15 protein-coding genes and 1 pseudogene are annotated in these 21,366 nt (G+C 56.4%); 6 read left to right on the top strand and 10 right to left on the bottom strand.

Features of this window, described 5'->3' with window-relative positions; translation table 11 throughout:
• Nucleotides 1-174: 174 nt before the first annotated feature.
• From IPM39_26490 to IPM39_26450, 9 genes and pseudogenes are all read right to left on the bottom strand, one after another.
• The gene (locus tag IPM39_26490) at nt 175-2,835 is read right to left on the bottom strand and encodes an AAA family ATPase (protein MBK8989564.1); all 2,661 of its coding nucleotides are present in this window, start codon (nt 2,833-2,835) and stop codon (nt 175-177) included.
• A 223-nt stretch (nt 2,836-3,058) separates the two neighbouring features.
• Nucleotides 3,059-3,379: a hypothetical protein gene (locus IPM39_26485; GenBank protein ID MBK8989563.1), complete on the bottom strand. Its 321-nt coding sequence runs from the start codon at nt 3,377-3,379 to the stop codon at nt 3,059-3,061.
• 49 nt (nt 3,380-3,428) lie between these two features.
• On the bottom strand, nt 3,429-4,109 hold the full coding sequence (locus IPM39_26480; protein ID MBK8989562.1) for a hypothetical protein: 681 nt from the start codon (nt 4,107-4,109) through the stop codon (nt 3,429-3,431).
• Nucleotides 4,110-4,126: 17 nt separating this feature from the next.
• Nucleotides 4,127-4,342 carry a twin-arginine translocation signal domain-containing protein gene (locus tag IPM39_26475; GenBank protein ID MBK8989561.1) on the bottom strand — a complete coding sequence of 72 codons (216 nt, stop codon included), beginning with the start codon at nt 4,340-4,342 and terminating at the stop codon, nt 4,127-4,129.
• A gap of 1,085 nt (nt 4,343-5,427) precedes the next feature.
• Nucleotides 5,428-5,583 (bottom strand): annotated as a pseudogene (locus IPM39_26470) (hypothetical protein).
• A gap of 186 nt (nt 5,584-5,769) precedes the next feature.
• The gene (locus IPM39_26465) at nt 5,770-6,432 is read right to left on the bottom strand and encodes a hypothetical protein (GenBank protein MBK8989560.1); all 663 of its coding nucleotides are present in this window, start codon (nt 6,430-6,432) and stop codon (nt 5,770-5,772) included.
• Nucleotides 6,433-6,443: 11 nt separating this feature from the next.
• On the bottom strand, nt 6,444-7,394 hold the full coding sequence (locus IPM39_26460; protein MBK8989559.1) for a hypothetical protein: 951 nt from the start codon (nt 7,392-7,394) through the stop codon (nt 6,444-6,446).
• Nucleotides 7,382-8,791: an exodeoxyribonuclease I gene (locus tag IPM39_26455; GenBank protein ID MBK8989558.1), complete on the bottom strand. Its 1,410-nt coding sequence runs from the start codon at nt 8,789-8,791 to the stop codon at nt 7,382-7,384. Before IPM39_26455 ends, IPM39_26460 begins: the two co-directional genes overlap by 13 nt.
• Before the next feature lie 336 nt (nt 8,792-9,127).
• Entirely contained in the window at nt 9,128-10,165 is a 1,038-nt protein-coding gene (locus IPM39_26450; protein ID MBK8989557.1) for a WYL domain-containing protein, read from the bottom strand.
• 253 nt (nt 10,166-10,418) lie between these two features.
• Between IPM39_26450 and IPM39_26445 the strand changes: the two genes are divergently transcribed.
• The 6 genes from IPM39_26445 to IPM39_26420 all read left to right on the top strand — a co-directional run bounded on the left by IPM39_26445 (nt 10,419) and on the right by IPM39_26420 (nt 20,949).
• The gene (locus IPM39_26445; GenBank protein MBK8989556.1) at nt 10,419-11,357 is read left to right on the top strand and encodes a hypothetical protein; all 939 of its coding nucleotides are present in this window, start codon (nt 10,419-10,421) and stop codon (nt 11,355-11,357) included.
• Nucleotides 11,358-11,625: 268 nt separating this feature from the next.
• A complete protein-coding gene (locus tag IPM39_26440; GenBank protein MBK8989555.1) occupies nt 11,626-12,258 on the top strand; it encodes a DUF1819 family protein in 633 nt (210 codons plus the stop codon).
• Complete coding sequence (locus IPM39_26435) at nt 12,255-12,863, top strand: DUF1788 domain-containing protein (GenBank protein MBK8989554.1); 609 nt, start codon at nt 12,255-12,257, stop codon at nt 12,861-12,863. The genes IPM39_26440 and IPM39_26435 overlap by 4 nt, the downstream gene beginning before the upstream one ends.
• A gap of 60 nt (nt 12,864-12,923) precedes the next feature.
• The gene (brxC, locus tag IPM39_26430) at nt 12,924-16,445 is read left to right on the top strand and encodes a BREX system P-loop protein BrxC (GenBank protein ID MBK8989553.1); all 3,522 of its coding nucleotides are present in this window, start codon (nt 12,924-12,926) and stop codon (nt 16,443-16,445) included.
• Between the two features lie 91 nt (nt 16,446-16,536).
• Complete coding sequence (gene pglX / locus IPM39_26425) at nt 16,537-20,493, top strand: BREX-1 system adenine-specific DNA-methyltransferase PglX (GenBank protein MBK8989552.1); 3,957 nt, start codon at nt 16,537-16,539, stop codon at nt 20,491-20,493.
• A gap of 183 nt (nt 20,494-20,676) precedes the next feature.
• The gene (locus tag IPM39_26420) at nt 20,677-20,949 is read left to right on the top strand and encodes a DUF4926 domain-containing protein (GenBank protein MBK8989551.1); all 273 of its coding nucleotides are present in this window, start codon (nt 20,677-20,679) and stop codon (nt 20,947-20,949) included.
• A 137-nt stretch (nt 20,950-21,086) separates the two neighbouring features.
• Here the strand turns inward: IPM39_26420 and IPM39_26415 are convergent, their stop codons facing one another.
• Nucleotides 21,087-21,347 carry a UPF0175 family protein gene (locus IPM39_26415; GenBank protein MBK8989550.1) on the bottom strand — a complete coding sequence of 87 codons (261 nt, stop codon included), beginning with the start codon at nt 21,345-21,347 and terminating at the stop codon, nt 21,087-21,089.
• Nucleotides 21,348-21,366: the final 19 nt, after the last annotated feature.

Below are 21,366 nucleotides of genomic sequence, written 5' to 3'. Positions count from 1 at the left end.
TTTGGCTTTTGGTGATGGTATAGCGCGATCTACTTCTGTTCGCAAGTTTTACATTTAGAATTGCTGGTCATTCGTCCAGTTTTTGCGCCCTGGCTCACCTATAAAGGACAGCGCCAAGGAGGACGGCGAATCGTCATAACATCCCCAGTTCTTGCCTGAGTCAGAATGCCTTCATCACTTATTTATTTTGTTAGAAAAGCGATTTCTTGACGGAGTGGCACTTTTATCCAGATGAATTTGACGCCATTTTTCATCGGGTACAAGATCGAACATTTCGCGCAACAAACCAACCGTTTTTGGTAAGGCGATGTGGATAATAGTGCCATAGTCGAGCTTCGGCTGTAAATATAGCCACATCTCACGCTGATCTACACAGACCACGCCTATCTGATACCAGGTTTGTTGGCTATTCTTTCTTTGGTAACGAAAGCCATGAGCAAGATGGGAGGTCACCTGGCCTTGTCCCGTTAAATGTATCGGTATCCCATTTTGGTCGGCACGCAGCAAGGCGGTCGTACTAAAGTGGTGTTTCTCGCTGACGGTTATGTCTGGCCAGCTAATGGCTATTTCTTTCCTGGCTTGCATCAAGCGTTCGGAAATCACCTCTGCCTGCGTGCGACTTTGTGGATAACAAGACACATTGGGCAATTCTCCTTCATTCCAGATACCGTGGGAAACATTTGCGTGCGGCCATTCAGCGCGCAACAGGGCGCCGTTTTCCCCTTCCATCACCTGTTTCACGACGGCGTTGGTGAACTGGTGTAATGCGTGGTTGTCGGGAAACTTTTCTTTGACATAGCGATGGTCGAGAACGTATATGAACTTACCCTTCGCGCGGCTGATAGCCACGTTGGTCAATCGGGCTGCGCCGCTGCCGCTGCCGGAGAAAAGCAGTCCAGGCTTTTTCCCCTTGCCTTCAACGAGATCGAAGATCATCAAGTCCCGTTCAGAACCCTGGAATTTGTGTACGGTAGCCACCAACACACTTTCTCTCGGCGCGTCACTTTCGCGCAGGATAAGGTTGATGAGACGGGCCTGGGCATTGTAAGGGGTCACAATACCGACACCTTGTTGGTTGGCTAGAGCCTGACGCGCCTGTATCACTGTGATTAACGCTGAAACCGGATTAAACCGGCTGCCGGATGTGGAATCGGAAAAGCAGTAAATAACCAACAAGGCTGTGTTGATGATCGCTACAGCGCTTTTAGGAAAAGGGCGAGCCGCGACAATCGGCGCTGTTTCAGTGTGCGTCGCTGGTCCATTTTGGAGCAGGTTATAGTAGTACAAACGGTTGGGAACGGCGGCGATGTCGGGGTGCATACGATACTGAATGCGCAGCATAGCTAAACGGGGGTCAGCTTCTTCTAGGGGGGTGGCGCGTAATGGGCGATTATTCTCTGTGGGGCGTTCTTTTGCCTGGGCGATTGCTTCCAATTTCTGGCGGATACCGGCCAGTTCAAAAATGTCCCGCTGCAGCCATAGTTTGGTCGCCCGATCCTCTGCCCGCGCAATGGGGTCAAGCTGCCGAAAATCGCCAAAGAAGGCAATTCTCTTGGAGGCCAACCAACTGGCGGCAAAAAGGCAGTGGGGGATGTAAGCCATGCTGGCTTCGTCAATGAACACAGCATCAAAGCTGCGTAAAGCGTAAACGGTTTGGGAAATGGTAGCTTTGGAGAGGGTACAAGCGACAATGCCGGCCTGGGTCACGAGCAATTTTTCTTTGTCATTTAGCTCAATTCGCAGTTTTTCACGCTCGCGGCGCAGGTCCTCAACGATTAAAGTTGTGGCGCGGTTTTGCCTGCTTGAAGCATTCTCCCGCAGGATTTTCATTTGTTGTTGCAGCCGTTTTTCAATCCGATCCAATTGACCCATGAGGTCTGGATATCTGTCCTGTAAAATATGCCGTGTCAGGACTTGAGGATATTGCTCAGTTAAGACCGACGAGGTTGTGGGACCATACCGCACAATAAGACCGTTGCGATAGGCGTCGGTGTGCGTCAGGTGCCGGGCGACATTTGCCATAGCCACATCCACAGCTGCATTGCTGTGCGCCAGTACCAGAACTGACTCTCCTCGAGCGAGCAATGCGGCTGCAGCCATACCGAGTGTGCGGCTTTTACCAGTGCCAGGAGGCCCCCAAATATAGCTGATCTGATTGGCTAAAATATGACCTACAGCTTGAAGCTGATGCTCATTGTAAACGAGCGCTTGTTCTACAGCGTTGGCTACCTGTAGTTCAACCCCGATGTCGAAGATTTGTCGCTTTCCAGCCAGTTTAGCCACCCGTCCTTGGGACGCTGGTCTCGGTGATGGATCGGCGGTTTCACCTAGATTATCTTGGGGATGCAGATTGGACAGCAAAGAACGAGCTTCTGTTATGGCTGGCGGCGCCACATGTAACGAATCTGTAGCGAACAAAGCGCCAGCCCATTCATTCGTGTCTGGATCGGTGATCAGTTCCTGCAATCTCTTCTGTAGTTCCATCAACAAGAACCAGGGTTCTGTACTCAATCGGGCGTAGCTTACTTGCTTGCCCAGGTTTTCTAAGAGTGACAACAAAAGATTGTATTCGATGACGGAGACAATAGTCACGTCATAAGTTCTATCGCGACAGGTTAAGGCAGCCAGTGTATCAGTGGGGATTTGTAATTCAGAATTCGTTGTGAAGCTGTATAAAAACAGGGTTTGCCCGCCACTAATCTGCGTGTCCACTAAGAGGCCATCTTCTAAATCATGGGTGTAACTCCTTTGGTTTTTTGCCTGGTCGATTTCGGACTGAAGGGCTTTTATTAAGTCAGGAACTTGCTCTTTGTAATTTGTTTGTTGAGTACACATACTGACCTCCGGCGAGACTGCATTCTGTCGCGGTTATTTAGCGTTATCTTTCCCCTTATTGCTCATGCGTCATAAACAGATAACGCATCGTCCGCGTGCAGCCCACGTCAAACAGCCATCGCTGCTTTGCCACATGCGCCGCGATCTCCTGTGGGTCCGTCGTCTAAATATCAGCTGGCGGAAGCCCTGGCTCAACATGAGTGATAACCACAATCAGAGAACTTCAATGACCTTCCCACTCCACTTTGGCCAAAGGGTGGTCCGGATGCGCGGCCAGGATGAGGCGGTAGATGGCCTGCGCCTCAGCGGCCTTGCCGTCTTCTTCGAGGGCAACAGCCGTGACCGCCGCCTCGTCCGGTTTCATCCCCTCCGGCGTCATTTTGCCGGTGAGCAGGTAGCAGAAGGCTTTGTAGCCAATCTTCGCGCCATGCTTCCGCGTGGCTTCGCGGATGTGGTCGGCGGTGGTGGCCTGGGTAACGGCCGTTTCCGCCAGCTTCAGTTGTTCATAAGAGGCGACGGGGGTGTAGCTTTTTTCGCGGGTCATGGGTCATCTCCTGTTTGCGACTGAATTGTACCGGTGACAGCGGCAAAGCTCACATGATACCCAATGTCTGGCCAACGCAATGGGTAAAGGCTTCTATTGGGTCTTCGTGGCTACGGATACAGACAGGAATGCCGCAGGCCCGACTTTCTTGCCAGAGCGTCTCGGTGATGCGCATGTCAAATTCCAGAAATTTGCGCCACAATTCTTCTGGATGTGGCAGTTGGTCAATAAACAACTTCATCTCACCCCGCTCACCGCCTGCTTCCCAGACCTGGACGCTGGACTGTTCTGGCGCGGCCAGGCAGACAAGTTGCGTCGGCGGGATGACCTGGGCCAGCAAGGCCGGGTTGCAAATGCCGCCGTCAATCAGGACGCCTCGCGCATATTCCGGCCCTTCCAGGTCGGCGACCAACAAATCCAGGTATTCCGGCAGCGCTGCCTGGTTGAACTGATTAAACGTCTCCCAGGACATTTGCAATAACCAGGCCAGACCGTTGGGCGCGGCGGCCCAGGCGCGGTTGACAGGGTGGTTGGCCGTGAAACGGTCGTGATAGCTGCCGTAAATATGGGCGTCCATATCGTAGATGGATAGCCCTGTCTGTTCGGCCAGCAGACGGCAGACCGTGGTCTTACCCGCCCCCGACCCACCTAAGAGCCAGTAAAGATTGTGGCGCTGGCTTAGAGCGGTACGGGCGTTGGTCAGCAGGCAGTTGTTAACAAGAAACTCCATCGGCAGCGCGCTCCTTTTCACCTGGCGACAATGGGCAGGTAAACAGACCTGGCTCCATAAGCGCCCCGACCGTAAAGACCAGCGCCATAGCCGCGCAGCGTTACCGTCGCGGCTGTCGGCGACAAATTGCTCGGCGATGCGCCTCGGATAGCTGGCGCAGTCAGACAAACAGCCGTGCCCAGCGCCAACTGGATGAACCGGCGGCGACTGATCCGCTGGTGAATCAATGTCATAGTGGCCTCCTTCACCCATCCGGTCAGAACGTCAACGCGCCCAGGTCGGCCACATCTGCGCCATGGGGATTGTTGATGCGCGGGCCGCTGCCGTTAAAGGTACGCACCCCCACCAACCGCACCGCCGCCGACTGGCTCTCCACCAAAACCGCTTCATTGGTGTATTCATTGCATTGGCCGCCAAACATCGTCAGCCGCGCCCGTGAGTTGGGGCCAATCCAGATGGAACGCTCATGGGGGCTGAAGAAGTTGACGTTACTCAGGCTGACAGCTGGGCTGAAATTCGGGTCGTTGGTGGGTAAATCGTCCACAAACTTGATGCCGGCCCGCGCCCCCACCGGACCGGCAAAGGGGATGATCCGGCCATTGCTCAGAGAAAGTCCCTGCCGGCCGGAAATCCCCCGGTTCTCAATGAGAATACCCTCCATCACGGCGTCGAAACCGAAGTTGCTAATGCTGCCATAGCTGCCGAGGAGGCCGGGGTCGTCGGCGATGCCGGTGAACCAGATGCCGCGCAGGTAACCATAGCCAAAGAAGTTGTGGACCATAAACTCTTCGACTATGTCCATGTCCAGACAACTGGCGTGCTGTTGCACCCAGTCGCGCAAGGAAGGGTCCAGAGAGGGGTAGACATTGGGGTTGAAATGAATGTTGTTGAGGCGCGGCACGTCGGCGACGCGCCCCAGTTTAATGCCCTTCAGCAATGGGTAGCCCTGCACGCTGTCAATCAGGAAGCCATCGGCGTGGGCGAAGATGAACTGGTATGGGTTGGCGCAGGCCACATTGCGGATGGTGACGCCATGCTGGTCGGGCGGGATGGCGATGGTCCAGCCGTAGGGGATGGGTTCGCCGGCCGTCGCCTGGTTGGGGTAGAAGATTTCCAGGCCGTCGAGCAGGCTGTTGTGGCTCATGGTGATGAAATCGGCCGTGTCGTAGGCGTAGAGGACAGAGCCGCGCGGCGTTTCATTCCATAACTTGTGGCCGCGCCGCATCCCGCCATAGCCCCCTTTTAGAGCGACGTGGCCTGGGACGTGGAGCGAGCCTTCGCAGCGGTAGAAAGCGTCGGTAGGGGCGAGCCAGACGACGCCCCCTTTGTCTGCGGCCGCATCCAGGGCGGCTTGAATCGCCGGGGTATCGTTGTGGAGACCATCGCCACGAGCGCCAAAAGTCAGGACGTTGTAGACCCCAGAGCGGTGACGGCCGTCTTCTTCATGTTCGACGCGCAAGAATTCGTTGAGCAGTTCGCCCCAGCTATCGCTGTCTGCGCCTGGGATGGGGAGTCGAGTCATCGCCTGGCCTCCTGTTTGGTGTAGCGCGGCATGGGTCATCAGGCAGCGCCAAGTATGTCTTCATCTGAGGGGAATTGTAGCAGAAGGCTGCCGCCGCAGGGAACAGAGGTAGCCTTCTTTGTGTTTCCTGGCCTGTTTTCAAGGATGACGTGATGCGCTTCCTGACAGTAATAAAAAGCGCTGCGTCACCTGCCAGATGAGTGGCAAGTGGTCGTTAATGTCATGTTCCGCTTCCACTTCGATGAGCCGCACCTGCTCCGGGTAGCGGGCAGCGTACTCCCGGCTGGCCGTCACCGGCACAACTTCATCCTGCGTCCCATGAAGGATGGTGATGGGTGCTGGGGGCGGCGGCGGGGTGTGGTAGAAACGGCCGTCTATCTCCAAGTCATAACGCAGCGACACGGGACGATTGAAGCCGTAGTGGAACACCTCCCCCACCCCTTTGGCCTGCCACTCGGCCAGCGGCAGACCGACGCGCTCGCCGGTGAGATAGGTGAGCGCGGGCGACAGCAGCAGCAGGCGAGCCGCGCCGGGGAAGCGGGCGGCGTAATTGAGGGCGACAAGCCCGCCCATCGAGCTGCCGATGAGGGCGAACGTCGTCAAGTCCCGGTCCAGGATGTATTGGCGTAGGCGGTTCATCATCCCGGTAACGGTGAGGTAGGCAAAGTCGGCGGGCGTGGGCGAGAAATCGAGGGCGTGGAAGGTCACGCCCGGCTGCCCGGCCAGCTGGGAGCGCAGATAGTCGGGTTTTCGGCCGTTGGCTGAAGATGCGAAGCCGTGCAGGTAGAGAAGATGAGTCATGGAGAAACCTCTTAAAACCAGTCTGGCGGGACCAGGAACTTGAGACCCGAGGGGTGAACGCGAACAGCCGCCTCGTAACGTTCCTGCCACCTCTGGAACTGCCCCAGAAGCTCCGGCTGGGTGGCGGCGGGCATGAGCGTCAGCGCCAGATTGTCCGTCAGATGGCGATGCGCCCGGTGACCGTCGAAGATGGGTTCGCTGTGGTCTATGGCGGCATAACGGGCCAGGGTCATCGTCGCCCCGGAAATGGGCAAGGTGAAGCGCGTCGTGTCGGGGACAGAGACGTAGGCGCAGAATTTGGAGGGAGCAAAGCGCCGCGAAATCGGGTCGTAGACAAAGTAGGTAACGGTGCGTCGCCCCCACAATGCCTGACCGGAGGGGGTCAACACCTCCTCGTTCCATTGATGCAGGTTAAACATCAGCTCCATGTGGTTGGCTATGAAGTGGATAGCGGCCGTATCCACCTGGGCCAGCGTCTCGGACACGGCGAGAGCGCGCTGGATTTCTCCTTTGATGTCCAGCCGTTCCTGAGTCAGCGCCGCCCTGTCCAGATGGTTCAGGCGGTATATTTCGCGCGGTGGGGTGTGGGGGAAGAGCGGCGTCTGGAAAGCGTGCATCCCGGCGTAGCGCATGAGCCAGATGGCGTTAGCCGCCAGATTGCGCCGTCCACGGGTGACGTGGGGGCTGATCATAGAGAGAAAGATGTCGCGCTCCGCCTGCGGCTGGAACAGGTGGGCGGTGGCGAATTTGGCGTGATTGGCTACCGGGTCGGCGCGGCTGACTTCAAACTCAATCCAGAGGCGACGGCCGTCTTGGTGTGTCAGCAGAACATCCACCTGGGGAGCATAGCCCAACAAACTGCACAGGTCAGCGGAGAGCAGCTGCGCTTCGGGCTGAAACTGCCAGCCCGGCGGGCAATGGCTCTGGAACTGCTGTTGTAGATAGCCGGCTAACTGTCCCATGAATCTCGAGTGAATTGGTAGCGGATGTACTGTTGTAAATCCGCGAGGATAGCCTGCTGGCGGGGAGTAGTCGCCCGCTGTCGTTCGGCTTCAAGTTCGGCCAACGCCTGTCCCGGCGTCAGTCGGGGGCGGCCGCGGAAGTCGCGCAGGGGGTGGGCATCATCGCGAATGCGCCGTTCATAAGCCTGATAGGTCGGGAAGCGGTAGGCCAGGCCCTCGCTGCGACAGAGCAGCCGGATGGACAGCTCGTGGCTAACTTCATCGGAGAACTGGGACGCCAGGGCGATTTTCTGCGGCAGGAAAGCCTGGTGGAACCGCTGCTGCTGGTCGTGCAACTCCGGCGTGGCAAAACCATTGGCGTAGAGGGCGGCGTCGGCGTCGGGGGTGAAGCTGTCGGCGGGCGGCGGGGCCAGGGGGTGGCTGCAGATATCAGCCAGCAGCGCCGGTTGGTGTTGCAGCCAGGCCAGATTCGCCCGTGTGATGGCCCGTCGTTCATCGCTCAGTTTATGAGGGGACGGCGTTTGGATGAAGGGGGGTTCGCCCGGTTTCTGGCGGATAATCCAGGTTGTTTTCATGAGATTGTCGGGGGCGGCCTGCTGGAGTTCTGGCTTGTCCAGGCGCAGCCAGAGATGGCGCTGCCCGGCGTGGTTGCTTTGCCCCAGATAGAGGGCGGGAACCTGGCACTGCCGCCCATAGCCGAACTTGCTGTGGATGAGAAGGGCGTTGGGGCGTTCCAGAAACAGCGGCAGTTGGGCCAGCCGCACGGCGAAGGCGGTTTTATCGAAGTCAATCAGGCATTCGGCCCAGAGCGCCTCATCCTGACGGAGCCGCCGCGCCAATTCGACGGTGGCGGCCACATCCACCAGGGCGTCGTGGGCCTGCCCCTCGGCCAGCCCGTTGGCCTGCTTGAGATGTTCCAGCTTGAGCGTCGGCTGGCCGTCCAGCGTCGGCCAGTTGAGCAGGGGGCTATCTTGCAGCCAGTAATGGGTGGCGATGGGGAAAATGTCGAGGCGGCGGCAGCCGCTGCGCCATTGATGGTCGTAGGGGGGCAGCAGATTGCGGTAGAAGGTGAAGCGAAGGAAGGCGTCGTCGAAGCTGAGGGTGTTGTAGCCGACGCTGATTGTGTCCGGCTGATTGAGCAGGGCGTGAATCTGGCGCGCTGCCGCATACTCTCCGATGCCGGTGGTCAATGCCTTGCAGACGGAGATGTCGGTAGCCAGCAGCGCGCCGGGCGAAGGGATGATGTCTGGGCGAAGGTGGACGCGGAACTCGTGACGGGAGAGTTCCTGAAAAGCGGCATCTGTGCGGATGGCGGCGAATTGCAGAATCTGGTCGAAGGCGGGGTTGAGGCCGCTGGTCTCCAGGTCGTAGAAGAGGTAAGTGGGTGTAAGGTTCACTGCTTTATTCACTTGGTTTATGAACAGGGAACTTCTTTTGCCGCCACTATCATTTCCAAATGTCCACGCTGTAACTGTGCAGCGGTCATTATGAGCGACGCATTTGCTTGTACCAATTTCAACCCACTGGTGCAGGTTCCCTGTAAACGTCTCTAACCCGTAAGGTCTTGATTCATCGTGGCATCCGCCGCCCGTCTTACTGCCCGATTTAATCTCAGCGATGGCGCATATAAGCCTGCATGGACTTAAATCGCGGCCAGCATTCAGCCGGACTGGACTGGCTGATTGCTGCTGCGAGACAGGCATCGGATGCCACTGATTTAAAGCATAACGTACTCACTCCGTCTCATTGGCGGGGAGAGATGGCGCTGTTTCCCCATAAAAAGCGTTGAACGATTGGGCCACTTGTTTCATCCGCTCAACCAGGCTGGATGGAGACAGGACAACACATTGATCCGCATAAGCCAGCAAAGTGCGGAATGCTTCAAATTCATTGTCCGTGTAAGCAGTCACTTCCGCCCACCCTTCTTCATCCGGTTCACTGACGACCATTTCCGCAAAGTAGCGGCTGATACCACCTCGGACAATCCGGGGCGATAATTTGTACCGGATTTGCTGCCTGGGTTGGGGCTGCTGGCGAATGACAAACGTACCCAGCAGGTCCAGATCATCCGGTAGGATGTGGTCCAGCCGGTAGGGATTGGCCCAGAAATGGCCGTCTTCAAATCCATTGGGCGCGACCCAACGCAAGCAGTAAGCGCGCAAATAGAAATGGCCGCCGCGGAAATAGTGGGCGTATGGCTCCACCGTATGCCGACGCGCCTCGCTTTTTTCATGGAAGGGGGAGGCATAACTAAACGTGATGATCCGACGCTGCTTGATGGCGTAAATGACCTTGCGCCACACCTCCGGGTGAATCTCTCCCTGGCTGATGCGCTGGATGTTTAGATGGATAGGGGCCTGCTGATGCGCCATCTGCCGCATCTGTTCTGGCGGCATTGTCTGTTCGACCCAGTCCAGCAACGGCCGTATCACCCGCTGTATCTCTTCACTGGTAGTAAACGAATCTTTGAGAAACGCCAGGCCAGTTAACCCTTCCGGTGATAACTCGGTTTGCACAAAAGGCCCCGGATCGTGCAGCACATACTGGCGCAGACGCGGCTGCCATTCAATGGTTGCCAGCAAGCGCAGCCGCGCGTTCTCGATGTCCCGTTCAAAGGTGCGGCTTTGGGCCTTGTCATTGGTTTCGGGATAGGCGTCGGACATGATGTGGCCCACCGCCCGTATCAGCGTCTGTTTATCGGCCGGCCCTTGCCGTAAATGGTTGAGGATGAGCAACGGCCGTTTTAAAGCATCCCAATTTCTATCAATCATGCAGCCACCTCTCCCCGCCTATAAGACGGACTCGTTGCTCTATTATTCCTCTATCACGGTACGGTGTCCAACAATCAGGGAACAGCTTGTTCCGGGACACGGCCGTTGTGGAAGTGGTGGCCGATGGCAATTAGCAGTTGGCTATCACTGCCGGTAGGGGGAAATGAGCGTCACTGGCACTGGTCGGTGGCGCTTTCCCTCCCGGTAATTCAGGCTTGAATTTTCGCACCGTAAACATGGGAGAAGAAATCAGATGAACGAAGAGATTATCAACAACAAGGAAAAAAAGCCCAAAGGAAGTCGCAGAAAGATCGTTTTTGGCGTGATTGCAGTCATGATGTTAGGTTGTTGTGGCCTGTTTTCTCTAGGGGCACTTCTGAATACACCAGAGGAGCAGGCAGATGCAACCGCAAACGCACAAGAACCAGGAGGAACACACACTGCGCAAACTTCTGTTGCATTTGTCGAAGTAACTGAAGAATCTCCCGCTACCAGCACATCTTTGCCGACAAACACACCGGAACCAACCAACACACCGGAACCGACAAATACGCCAGAACCGACAAATACACCGGCTCCTACTAACACCCCTAGACCAACTAAGACGCCACGCCCAACAGCTACTTCCACGCCGACACCGGAGCCTATTGTGCTTTCTGGCACAGGCGACACAATTGTAGATTTGGAGAAGTGGGAGGGTCCGGCTCTTGTTTTAATCAGCTATAGTGGAGGCAGGAATTTTGTTGTCAGAAATTATGGGGCAGACGGGGAGAGCATAGACCTGTTAGTAAACACCATTGGTAAATATGAAGGTACAGTTCCTTTAGATTTTCTCAGCGGTGAACACACGACGCGCTTTGAAATCAAGAGCAGTGGGCAGTGGCAAATCCAGGTACTTCCTTTCGAGCAAATGCGCAAAGTCACTATTCCTGGCACATTCGATGGTATTGGGGACGATGTCGTATTTCTGCAAGGAGTAAGCAAACCGGATTTGCTCAAAATAGATGCTAACCAGACAAAAAGCAATTTTGTGATACTAGGATATGGCAATACGCGGGACCTTTTGGTGAACGAGATCGCACCTTATTCTGGTACGGTTATTGTTTCCAGCAACTTGCCGACAAGTAATGGAGCGTTGGTATTAGTCATTAAGGCCGAAGGGAATTGGTCAATTGAAGTTATAACCAGGTAATCTCCCTCAGAAGCTGAATGACGATAAAGAAAGAGGGGATAGTCTTCATTTCGGCCACGCTTTGTCATTCCCGCCTTCGCGGGAATGACGGGTCGCCGTTGGTTCAAACGAAGGCCATCCCCAAGAAAGTGAAAATCCCTTGCGAAGTAGAAGTCAGTGACTCTGGCCTCTGGGAGTATGTTAGCTCATAGGGGAGTAAAGTTTTATTGATCAACCCGGCTAAATGGTAGACAATGTAGCCGATACAGATCAGGTTGGTACAGCCAGGATGCCAGTACCAGACCAGAACAAAGGTAATTTGCGCTTGACAACGGCCGTTCACTACAGCATGTCCTTCACCACCGCCACCCTGCTCAGTCACGAATCCATCCTCGTGGCGGAGTTGTTCGTCAGCCTGGGTGACTGGGACGAAACGCGCCGCCACATTCTGGCCGACAACCGGCTGCAAATGCGCACCACCAACGCCGCCAAACGGATTTTCAGCGAAGTCGCCTCCCGCCTGCGCCAGCTTACCCCAGAGCAAATGGCTTACATGTTAACCGCCGAGCGCCGGGAGCAGAACTATTTGCTCTGGTTAGCCTACTGTAAGCGTTATCGTTTCGTCTACGACTTTGCCGTTGAAGTGGTGCAGGAAAAATTCCGGCGACTGGACCTCTCCCTCACGTATGAGGAATACGACATCTTCTTCAACAACAAAGCGGAATGGCATCCAGAAGTAGCGCGGATTGCCGAGGCCACCCGCAAAAAACAGCGTCAATTCCTCTTTAAGAGTATGCGCGAGGCGGAACTGCTCTCGGATGCTGGTCAGATAATGCCGGTGTTTTTATCTCCCCACCTGATCCGCCTGATAGCCGGAGATGATCCGGCTCATTTAGCCATTTTTGCCAGTCAAACCTTATGAAAGATATAGCCACCCGCCCCATCTCCGAACGCTTCCAACATCTGTTGCAGATCATCGCCAGCCAGCGTTTTTTACAAAAACAGGGGTTAGGCAACGAAGTGCCTTTTTTCATTTGCCCCTTTGACCCCCAAGAGACAGTGGCGATGCAGAAGATGGCCCACCAGTTAGCTAACCGCCTGGGGCAGCAGGGTGTGCGCGTGCTGGAGATTGACCTCTACGACCTCTGTATTGAACTGCTGCAAGCGCGGGGCATTTGGGAACGCCTGGGGCAAGTGGAAGAGAGCGTCAGCAAAGACCAGTTCAAAGAGCTGCTGCAAGGCGTCCTCGACCCGGAGAGCCACCTGGTCCCGGCGATTGCCGCGAAAATGGGGCAGCAAGCGTTTGACGTTCTGTTTATCACCGGCGTGGGGGAGGTGTTTCCCTACATCCGCTCGCACAACGTCTTGAACAACCTGCAAAGTACAGCCAAAGAGCAGCCCACCCTCCTCTTTTTTCCCGGGAAATACACCCAATCGTTGGAAACCGGGGCGTCGCTGGACCTTTTTGGTCTGCTTCACGACGATAAATACTACCGCGCCTTCAACATTTATCTCACCGAGATCTAGCTCAACGTGGCTTACGGATTACGGAACACGGCTGACAGAACACAGACAAGGAAATAATCCATGACCAAACTAACCACCATTTTCGCCAAACCGATCCAGCGCCATATTGAGGGCGTCATCAAGGCCGACGACGAAGCCAGTTTGCAGCAAGAGGTTGAGGAGTATGTCCTGACCAACGAGGTCGCCAAACGGCTGGAGAACTTCCTCTATGCTTACAACAACTACCAGGGAGCCAACGGCGTCTGGATTTCGGGCTTTTTTGGCTCCGGCAAATCCCACCTGCTGAAGATTTTGGCGCTGCTGTTGGAAAACCGGCCGGTAAACGGCCGTTCCGCCCTCGACATCTTCCTCCCCAAATGTGGCGACAATGAGATTTTGCGCGGCGACCTGAAACGGGCCGTCGCCACCCCCTCGCGCAGCATCCTCTTCAACATAGACCAGAAAGCGGACGTGATCAGCAAAACGCAGATAGACGCGCTGCTGGCCGTGTTTGTCAAGGTGTTTGATGAGATGTGTGGTTACTACGGCAAGCAGGGGCACATCGCGCAGTTCGAGCGTGACCTGGACAATCGTCATCTCTATGCGCCTTTTAAGGCGGCTTATGCCCAAATCGCCGGGATTCCCTGGGAGCGTGGCCGGGAGCAGGCATTGCTGGAAGGGCACAACATCGCCGCTGCCTACGCCCAGACAACGGCCGTTTCCCCCACCGACGCCACCGGCATCCTCGATAAATATCGCGCCCAATACAAAGTCTCCATCGAAGATTTCGCCGCCCAGGTCAACGACTACGTCATCCGCCAGGGGCCGGACTTCCGCCTGAATTTCTTTGTGGACGAGGTGGGGCAGTACATCGCCGACAACGTCAAGCTGATGACCAACCTGCAAACCATCGCCGAAAGTTTAGCCACCAAATGCAACGGCCGTTCCTGGATCATCGTCACCGCCCAGGAAGACATGAACACCGTCGTCGGCGAGATGGGCAAGCAGCAGAGCAACGACTTCTCCAAAATCCAGGCCCGCTTCGCCACCCGCATGAAGCTCACCAGCGCCGATGTCGCCGAAGTCATTCAGAAGCGGCTGCTGCTCAAGAATGAAGCGGGCGTGCAGGGATTAACGGCCGTTTACGCCCAACAACACAACAACTTCAAAACCCTCTTCGACTTCGCCGATGGCGCCCAGACCTACCGCAACTTCCGCGACCGCGACCACTTCATCCACAGCTATCCCTTCGTCCCCTACCAGTTCCCCCTCTTCCAGGCCGCCATCCAAAGCCTCTCCCTGCACAACGCCTTCGAGGGCAAACATAGCTCCGTTGGCGAACGCTCCATGCTGGGCGTCTTCCAGCAGGTGGCCGTGCAAATCGCCGACCACGCCATAGGCGATCTGGCTACCTTCGACCTGATGTTTGAAGGCATTCGCACCACGCTCCTCGCCGGCGTCTATACCGGCATCCGGGTGGCCGAGGCCAATCTGGACAACAAATTCGCCGTGCAGGTGCTCAAGGCGCTCTTCCTGATCAAATACGTCAAAGAATTCCGTGCCACCACGCGCAATCTGGCTGTCTTGCTGCTGCCCCATTTCGATGCCGACCTGCCCGCCTTGCGCCGCCGCCTGGAAGAGGCGCTTAACCTGCTGGAACAGCAAACCTACATCCAGCGCAATGGCGAGCAGTACGAATACCTCACCGACGAAGAGAAAGACATCGAGCAAGAGGTTAAGAACACGGAGGTAGAAAGCAGCGCCGTCGCGGATGAACTGGGCAAGCTGGTGTTCGATAACGTCCTCAAGGTCCGCAAAATTCGCTACGAGCCGAACAACCAGGATTACCCGTTCACGCGCAAACTGGACGACCGTGTGATTGGGCAGGCCAGCGAACTGACCATCCACGTCATCAGCCCCTTCCACGAACACACCGGCAACGAGACCATCCTCCGCGCCCAGGCGATGGGGCGCGATGAGCTGCTGGTGATCATGGTCCCCAACGACCGCCTGGTGCGCGACCTGACGCTGTACAAACAGACGGATAAATATGTGACGCAAAACATCACCATCGCCCAAAAGGAGACCACGCGGCGCATTTTGCTCGACAAACAGCAGCAAAACCAGGAGCGCTATGCCAATCTGCGCGAGATGGCGCAGGCGTTGCTGCTGACGGCCCGGCTCATTGTGAATGGGCAGGAGTTGGACATCAGCAGTTCCGATGCCCAGACGCGCCTGCTGCGTGGTTTCCAGGAGCTAATCGCCCGCACCTACCCCAATTTGCGGATGCTGCCCGGCATTGTTTACAAAGAGGAGGAGGTGGCCCGCTATTTACAGCCGGAGAGCAACCTGTTTGGTGACAACGCGGCCACCTACAGCGAGGCGGAGCAGGAGATGCTGGCCTTTATCAACGCCAATCAGCGCAATGGCTTGCGTACCACGCTGCAAACCTTATCAACCCGGTTCGAGCGCAAGCCTTACGGCTGGTATCTGGCGGCCATTCAATGCACCCTGGCGAAACTGTGTGGCCGGGGCAAGGTGGAATTGCGCCGCGACAGCACGCCGCTGGAGAATGCCGCCCTGGAACAGGCCATACGCAATACGCACGGCTATGGCAACGTCATCCTCGCGCCACAAATCGAGTTTACCGGCGGGCAAATCAGCCAGCTGCGCCAGTTTTACGCCGAATTTTTCGATGGGCCGCCGCTGGGCAATGAGCCGAAAGCGTTGGGCGTGGAGACGGCGCGGGCCTTTGCCGACATGGGGCAGGCGTTGGCCGCTTTGCGCGGTCAGGCGGCCGTCTATCCCTTCCTCACCGCCCTCGATGAGCCGATTGAGGCGCTGAAAGCTGTCACCGGGCAGCCCTATACCTTCTACCTGTTGGAGTTACGGCCGCGCGAAGACGCCCTGCTCGACCTGAAAGACGGGGTGATAGAACCGGTGCGCCGCTTCATGAGTGGGACGCACAAACAGATATACGACGACGCCCGCGCCTATTTGCAGGCGCAGGAGGCCAATTTCAGTTACGTGGGCAAGGAGGAAGCCGGGGCGCTCTATGACCTGTTAACCGACCCCCGCTGTTACCAGGGCAATAAGATGCAGCAGGCGAAGACGCTGCTAGACAGTTTGCGGCAGCAAGTAACGGCGCGGGTACAGGCGGAAAGGGCGCAGGCCGCCGCCAAAGTAGATGAGCGCTGGCAGCGGCTGGCCGGTATGGGCGAATTCAACGACCTGACGGCCGTTCAACAAACCCAACTCCAGCAGCCCTTCACCACCTTGAAGCAGCGGGTAGAAGGGCAACTGCTCATCGCCGTCATCCGCGATATGCTCAACCAGTTCGACAGGGACGGCTACCAGAGCCAACTGCGCCAGATGACTGTTTGGGCCGCCGCCAACACCGCCCCGCCGCCCATCGCCCCCTCGCCAGGTGAAAAGCCCAGGGTCGTCATCGAACCGCGCATCGAGTACGTCGCCCAGCAAACGTTGCATGTCCCCTTCAGCAAAGCCTGGTTAGCCGACGAAAGCGACGTAGACGCCTACCTGAGCCTCCTTAAACAGACAATGCTGCAAGCCATTCAAGACGGCAAACGCATTCAGGTGTAGTTGATAGTTGGTAGTTGTTAGTTGTTAGTGACGCTATCAACTCCCAACTCCCAACTCCCAACTATCAACTAACAACTATCAACTCCCAACTATGAACACCAAACCCCTCGAAAAATTCGCCCAGACCGCCCGGCGGCAGCTACATGAACAGGTCCGCGCCCGGCTGGAACAGGCGCTGCGCACCGACAGCCCCGAACTGCGCGCCAAAGCCAGAGTCGTGGCCGAACTGAACAAACAAATCGCCCATAGCTCCCGCCAGGCGGTGGTGGAGCAGGTGGCCTACACCTGGTTCAACCGCTTCTGCGCTCTGCGCTACATGGATGCCAACCACTACACCCGCCTGGGCGTGGTCTCGCCGGCGGCGGGCTTTACCCAGCCCGAAATTTTGCAGGAGGCGAAGGCCGGGAACATAGACCCCGACCTGGCCCCCTTCGTAGACAGTCAGCGCGTGTTTGACCTGCTTTCCGGCCGTTCCCCCGCTGCCAACCCACAGCAAGAAGCGTACCGGCTGCTCCTCGTCGCCAGTTGCAACCAGTACCACGCCGCCATGCCCTTCCTCTTCGAGCCGATTGACGACTACAGCGAACTGCTGATGCCCGACGACCTGCTCTCCGCCAGTTCCCTGCTCCAGCAAACGCGCGAGGCGTTGACCGACGATGCCTGCGAGGACGTGGAGGTGATTGGCTGGCTCTACCAGTTCTACATTTCCGAGAAGAAGGATGAGGTGATTGGCGCCAAAAAGGCCATCAATCCCGACGACATCCCCGCCGCCACCCAACTCTTCACCCCCCACTGGATTGTGCGCTATCTGGTCGAAAACTCCCTGGGGCGGTTGTGGCTGCTGAACCGGCCCAACTCCCGTTTGGCGGAGCAGATGGAATTTTATATCGCCCCCTCCGATGGTCATTCCCGCGAAGGCGGGAATCCAGTGGACTCCCGCCTTCGCGGGAGTGACACGCAAGGCCCCGAATCCCTTCGGGTCTGCGACCCGGCTGTTGGCTCCGGCCACATGCTCACCTATGCCTTTGATTTGCTTTACGCCATTTATGAAGAGGAGGGGTACAACCCGGCCGACATTCCCCGGCTGATTTTGCAGCAGAACCTGACCGGGCTGGAGATTGATGAGCGGGCGGCGGCGCTGGCCGCTTTTGCCCTGACGATGAAGGCGCGGGCCAAAGACCGCCGCTTTTTCCGGCGCGGCGTGGCCCCGAACATTGTCACGCTGCGCCCCATTGCCTTTACTGAGGCGGAGTTAGATGCGGAGGTGGCGGTGCTGGCCCCCTTCCTCAACCCGTCATTCCCGCGAATGCGGGAATCCACAGGTGCGACGGGTGAAGGCATGGATGCCCGCCCCACGCCTTCGCGGGGGCAGGCACTTCGCGGGCATGACAAGGAGAAGGGCGGGCATGACAAGGTGGCAGGCGGGCATGACACACAACTCAACCCGTCATTCCCGCGAATGCGGGAATCCACAGGTGCGACGGGCCAGGAGATGGATGCCCGCATTCGCGGGCATGACATGGCGGAGGCGTTGCGCGAAGACCTGCGCCACGACTTGGCCCTGTTCCGCGAGGCCGACAACGCGGGTTCCCTGCTGCGCCCCCGGCTGAGCGCGGCGCAGTTGACCCAACTCCACGACCGCCTGAGCGCCCCCGCCAACACGGGACAACTGAGCCTGTTCAACGAAGAGCGACGCAAGAAGGCGCGGCAGGCCATCGCCCAGGCCATCCCCCTGGCGCAACAGTATGACGTGGTGATTGCCAACCCGCCCTACATGGGCAGCAAGAACCAGAACGCCACGCTCAAAAAGTTTTTGGGTGACAACTATGCGGATGTGAAAGCTGACCTGTTTTCTGCCTTTACGGTGCGAATTATGGAAATGACGCGCAAGGGCGGCTCTATCGGCATGATGACGCCCTTCAATTGGATGTTCCTCAGTTCCTTTGAAAAGATGCGTCAGATGATTTTGGATAATTACACGCTGACCAGCCTGGTAAGGCCAGAATTCCACGCCTTTTTTGACTCCGCTTTTGTGACGATTTGCGGCTTTACGCTGTTGGCTGACCATTTGCCCAATTACAAAGGGGCGTTTATTGATTTGCAAGCGTTTTACGGGGCGGACGTGCAGCCGGTGAAGGCGCTGGAAGCCATCCAAAACCCGGACTGCGGCTACTTCTACCGCGCCGCCGCCACCGACTTCAAGAAAATCCCTGGCTCCCTTATTGGTTACTCTGCTAGTTCGCGCTCTATTGGGAACTTTACTCAAATGCCGACTTTGGGTGAAGTTTTAGAAACTAGAGTTGCTATGGCGACTGGCGATAACAACCAGTTTCTACGTATTTGGTATGAAGTAAACAGTGAAACAATAGGTTATGGTTTAACTACAGAAATTGAAGGTATTCTTTCTGGCAAAAAATGGTTCCCTTGCCAAAAAGGCGGAGAATATCGTACATGGTATGGGAATAATAGCCATATCGTAAATTGGCAAAATGGGGGTGAGGCAATCAAATCCTTGTCCGATCCTGATACAGGTCGAATCCGCTCACATAACTACAATGGAGACTTTGCATTTAGAGAAGCAATAACTTGGTCATCTATTAGTTCAACATATTTTGGGGTACGGTACACTGGCCCCGGTTTTTTATTTGTCACAGGTGGTTCAGCAGGATTTCCTAAAAATTCATCAGCCGAAATTATCACGGCTCTTCTTTGCTCTAAAGTAGCTGCACACTACATCAACATGCTCAGTGCAACAATGAACATTGAGGCAGGGACAGTCGCATCTATACCATATGCGGCTGAAGTAGATGTTGATGAAATTGCAAAAAATAGCATACAAGTTGCTAAACTCGATTGGGACTCCTACGAAACCTCCTGGGACTTCACCACCATGCCCCTGCTCGCTGCCCGGCAGCCCGGCGCAACCCTGGCCGCCACCTACACCGCCCTGCGCCAGCAGTGGCAGGCCGCCACCCTGGACATGCAGCGCCTCGAAGAAGAAAACAACCGCCTCTTCATCACCGCCTACGGCCTCCAGGACGAACTCACCCCAGAAGTCCCCCTCTCCGAAATCACCCTCACCTGCAACCCCCACTACCGCTATGGCAGTAGTCAGTTGTCAGTTGATAGTAGTCAGTTAGCCTTCTTCACCAACAACCAACAACTAACAACCATCAACTTCTCCCCCGGCGAAGCCGGCCGGAACTCCGCCTCCTCGCCGACACGATGCGCGAATTCATCAGCTACGCCGTCGGCTGCATGTTCGGCCGCTACTCCCTGGACAAACCCGGCCTCATCCTCGCCAACCAGGGCGAAACCCTTGAGGATTACGTCCATAAACTGGCCTCTCTCTCTGTCATGCCCGCGAAGGCGGGCATCCATAAAGGCATGGATTCCCGCATTCGCGGGAATGACACGGTGGAGGGCATGGGGGAGCGGCGACCTTCGGTCGCAGGGAGCGGGGCAGACACCCCCCCAATTCACAATTCACAATTCACAATTCATAATTCACAATTCCCCCCCGACAAAGACAACGCCATCCCCATGCTGGACGGCGACTGGTTCAGCGACGACATCACCGAACGCTTCAAGAAATTCCTGCGCATCACCTTCGGCGAGGCGCATTACGAAGAAAATCTGGCCTTCATCGAAGCCGCCCTGGGGCGCGACATCCGCAGCTACTTCCTGCGCGACTTCTACGACCATCATATCAAGACCTACAAAAAACGGCCGATCTACTGGCTGTTCAGCAGCGCCAAAGGCAGCTTCAACGTCCTCATCTACATGCACCGCTACCGGCCAGACACCGTCTCCATCGTCCTCAACGACTACCTGCGCGAATTCCGCGCCAAACTCACAGCGCGGAAAAGCCACCTGGAAGGGGTCAGCGTCAGCGCCGCCGCCACCCCCCGCGACAAGACGCAAGCGCTCAAAGAAGTCGCCGCCATCCAGAAAACCCTCCAGGAACTCCGCGACTACGAAGACAACATCCTCTACCCCCTCGCCACCCGCCAGGTGCAAATTGACCTGGATGATGGGGTGCTGGTGAATTACAATAAGTTTGGCGGGGCGTTGAAGAAGGTGGTGGGGTTGAGTGGGGAGTAGTTGTTCGTTGGCAGTTGTTAGTTGTGAGTGGGAGGAGCAACCAACAACTAACAACTGCTTTACTGCTATAATGGGCGGCGAAGGTTATGAAAATTCCGAATTAACGGCCGTTTGAAGGAGATTCAAAATGGATTTCCCTCTGTTTGAAGACGTTATCCTGTTGGTAGACCTACCAGAAGAAGGGGTTTTGGCTGGTGATGTTGGAGTAGTCGTTGAGCGACATGATGTGCCGGGCCTGGAAACTGGTTACAGTGTCGAGTTTTTCAATATGTCTGGCGACACGGTGGCTGTTATTACAGCGCCGGAATCACAATTGCGCCGCCCCGCCGCGACTGACCGGCCAACGATACGACAACCCCTCAACCCACGCCCGACGCAAATCGCTTCATATGCAGGTTAAGAACCAGAAGTTTAGAGAGGTGACGCTGCTGGCGCATCTCTTGAAACACACGAAATTAGCGGAGGGAAATGGTCGTTTCCCCTGTGCCTAAATTCCCGATAGGATAATAAGCGGCGACGCATTTAACAACCCATCGCTCAGACATTATTGACTTCGGAGATTAACTCATCGGCGGTGATTTGAAAGGGGGAAACGCCAAACCGGGCCAACGCCGCCAAAAATTCCGCCCGCGAGATGCCAGCGACTTCAGCCGCTTTGGATTGCGAGATTTGCTCGGTTTCATACCACTTGACAGCGGCAGCCAGACGCATTTCGCGCAAAAACGTCTCCGGTTCCTGGCGCAGAGCAGAAAAGATGTCCTGGGGCAGTTCTAGCGTAAGTTGCACAGTCGTTGTCATGGAGCCATTTTAACACGGA

This window comes from Candidatus Leptovillus gracilis (genome assembly GCA_016716065.1).
GTDB classification, from domain to species: domain Bacteria; phylum Chloroflexota; class Anaerolineae; order Promineifilales; family Promineifilaceae; genus Leptovillus; species Leptovillus gracilis.
The sequence above is the reverse complement of the archived record's forward strand: the minus strand, read 5'-3'. Positions and strand labels throughout refer to the sequence as shown.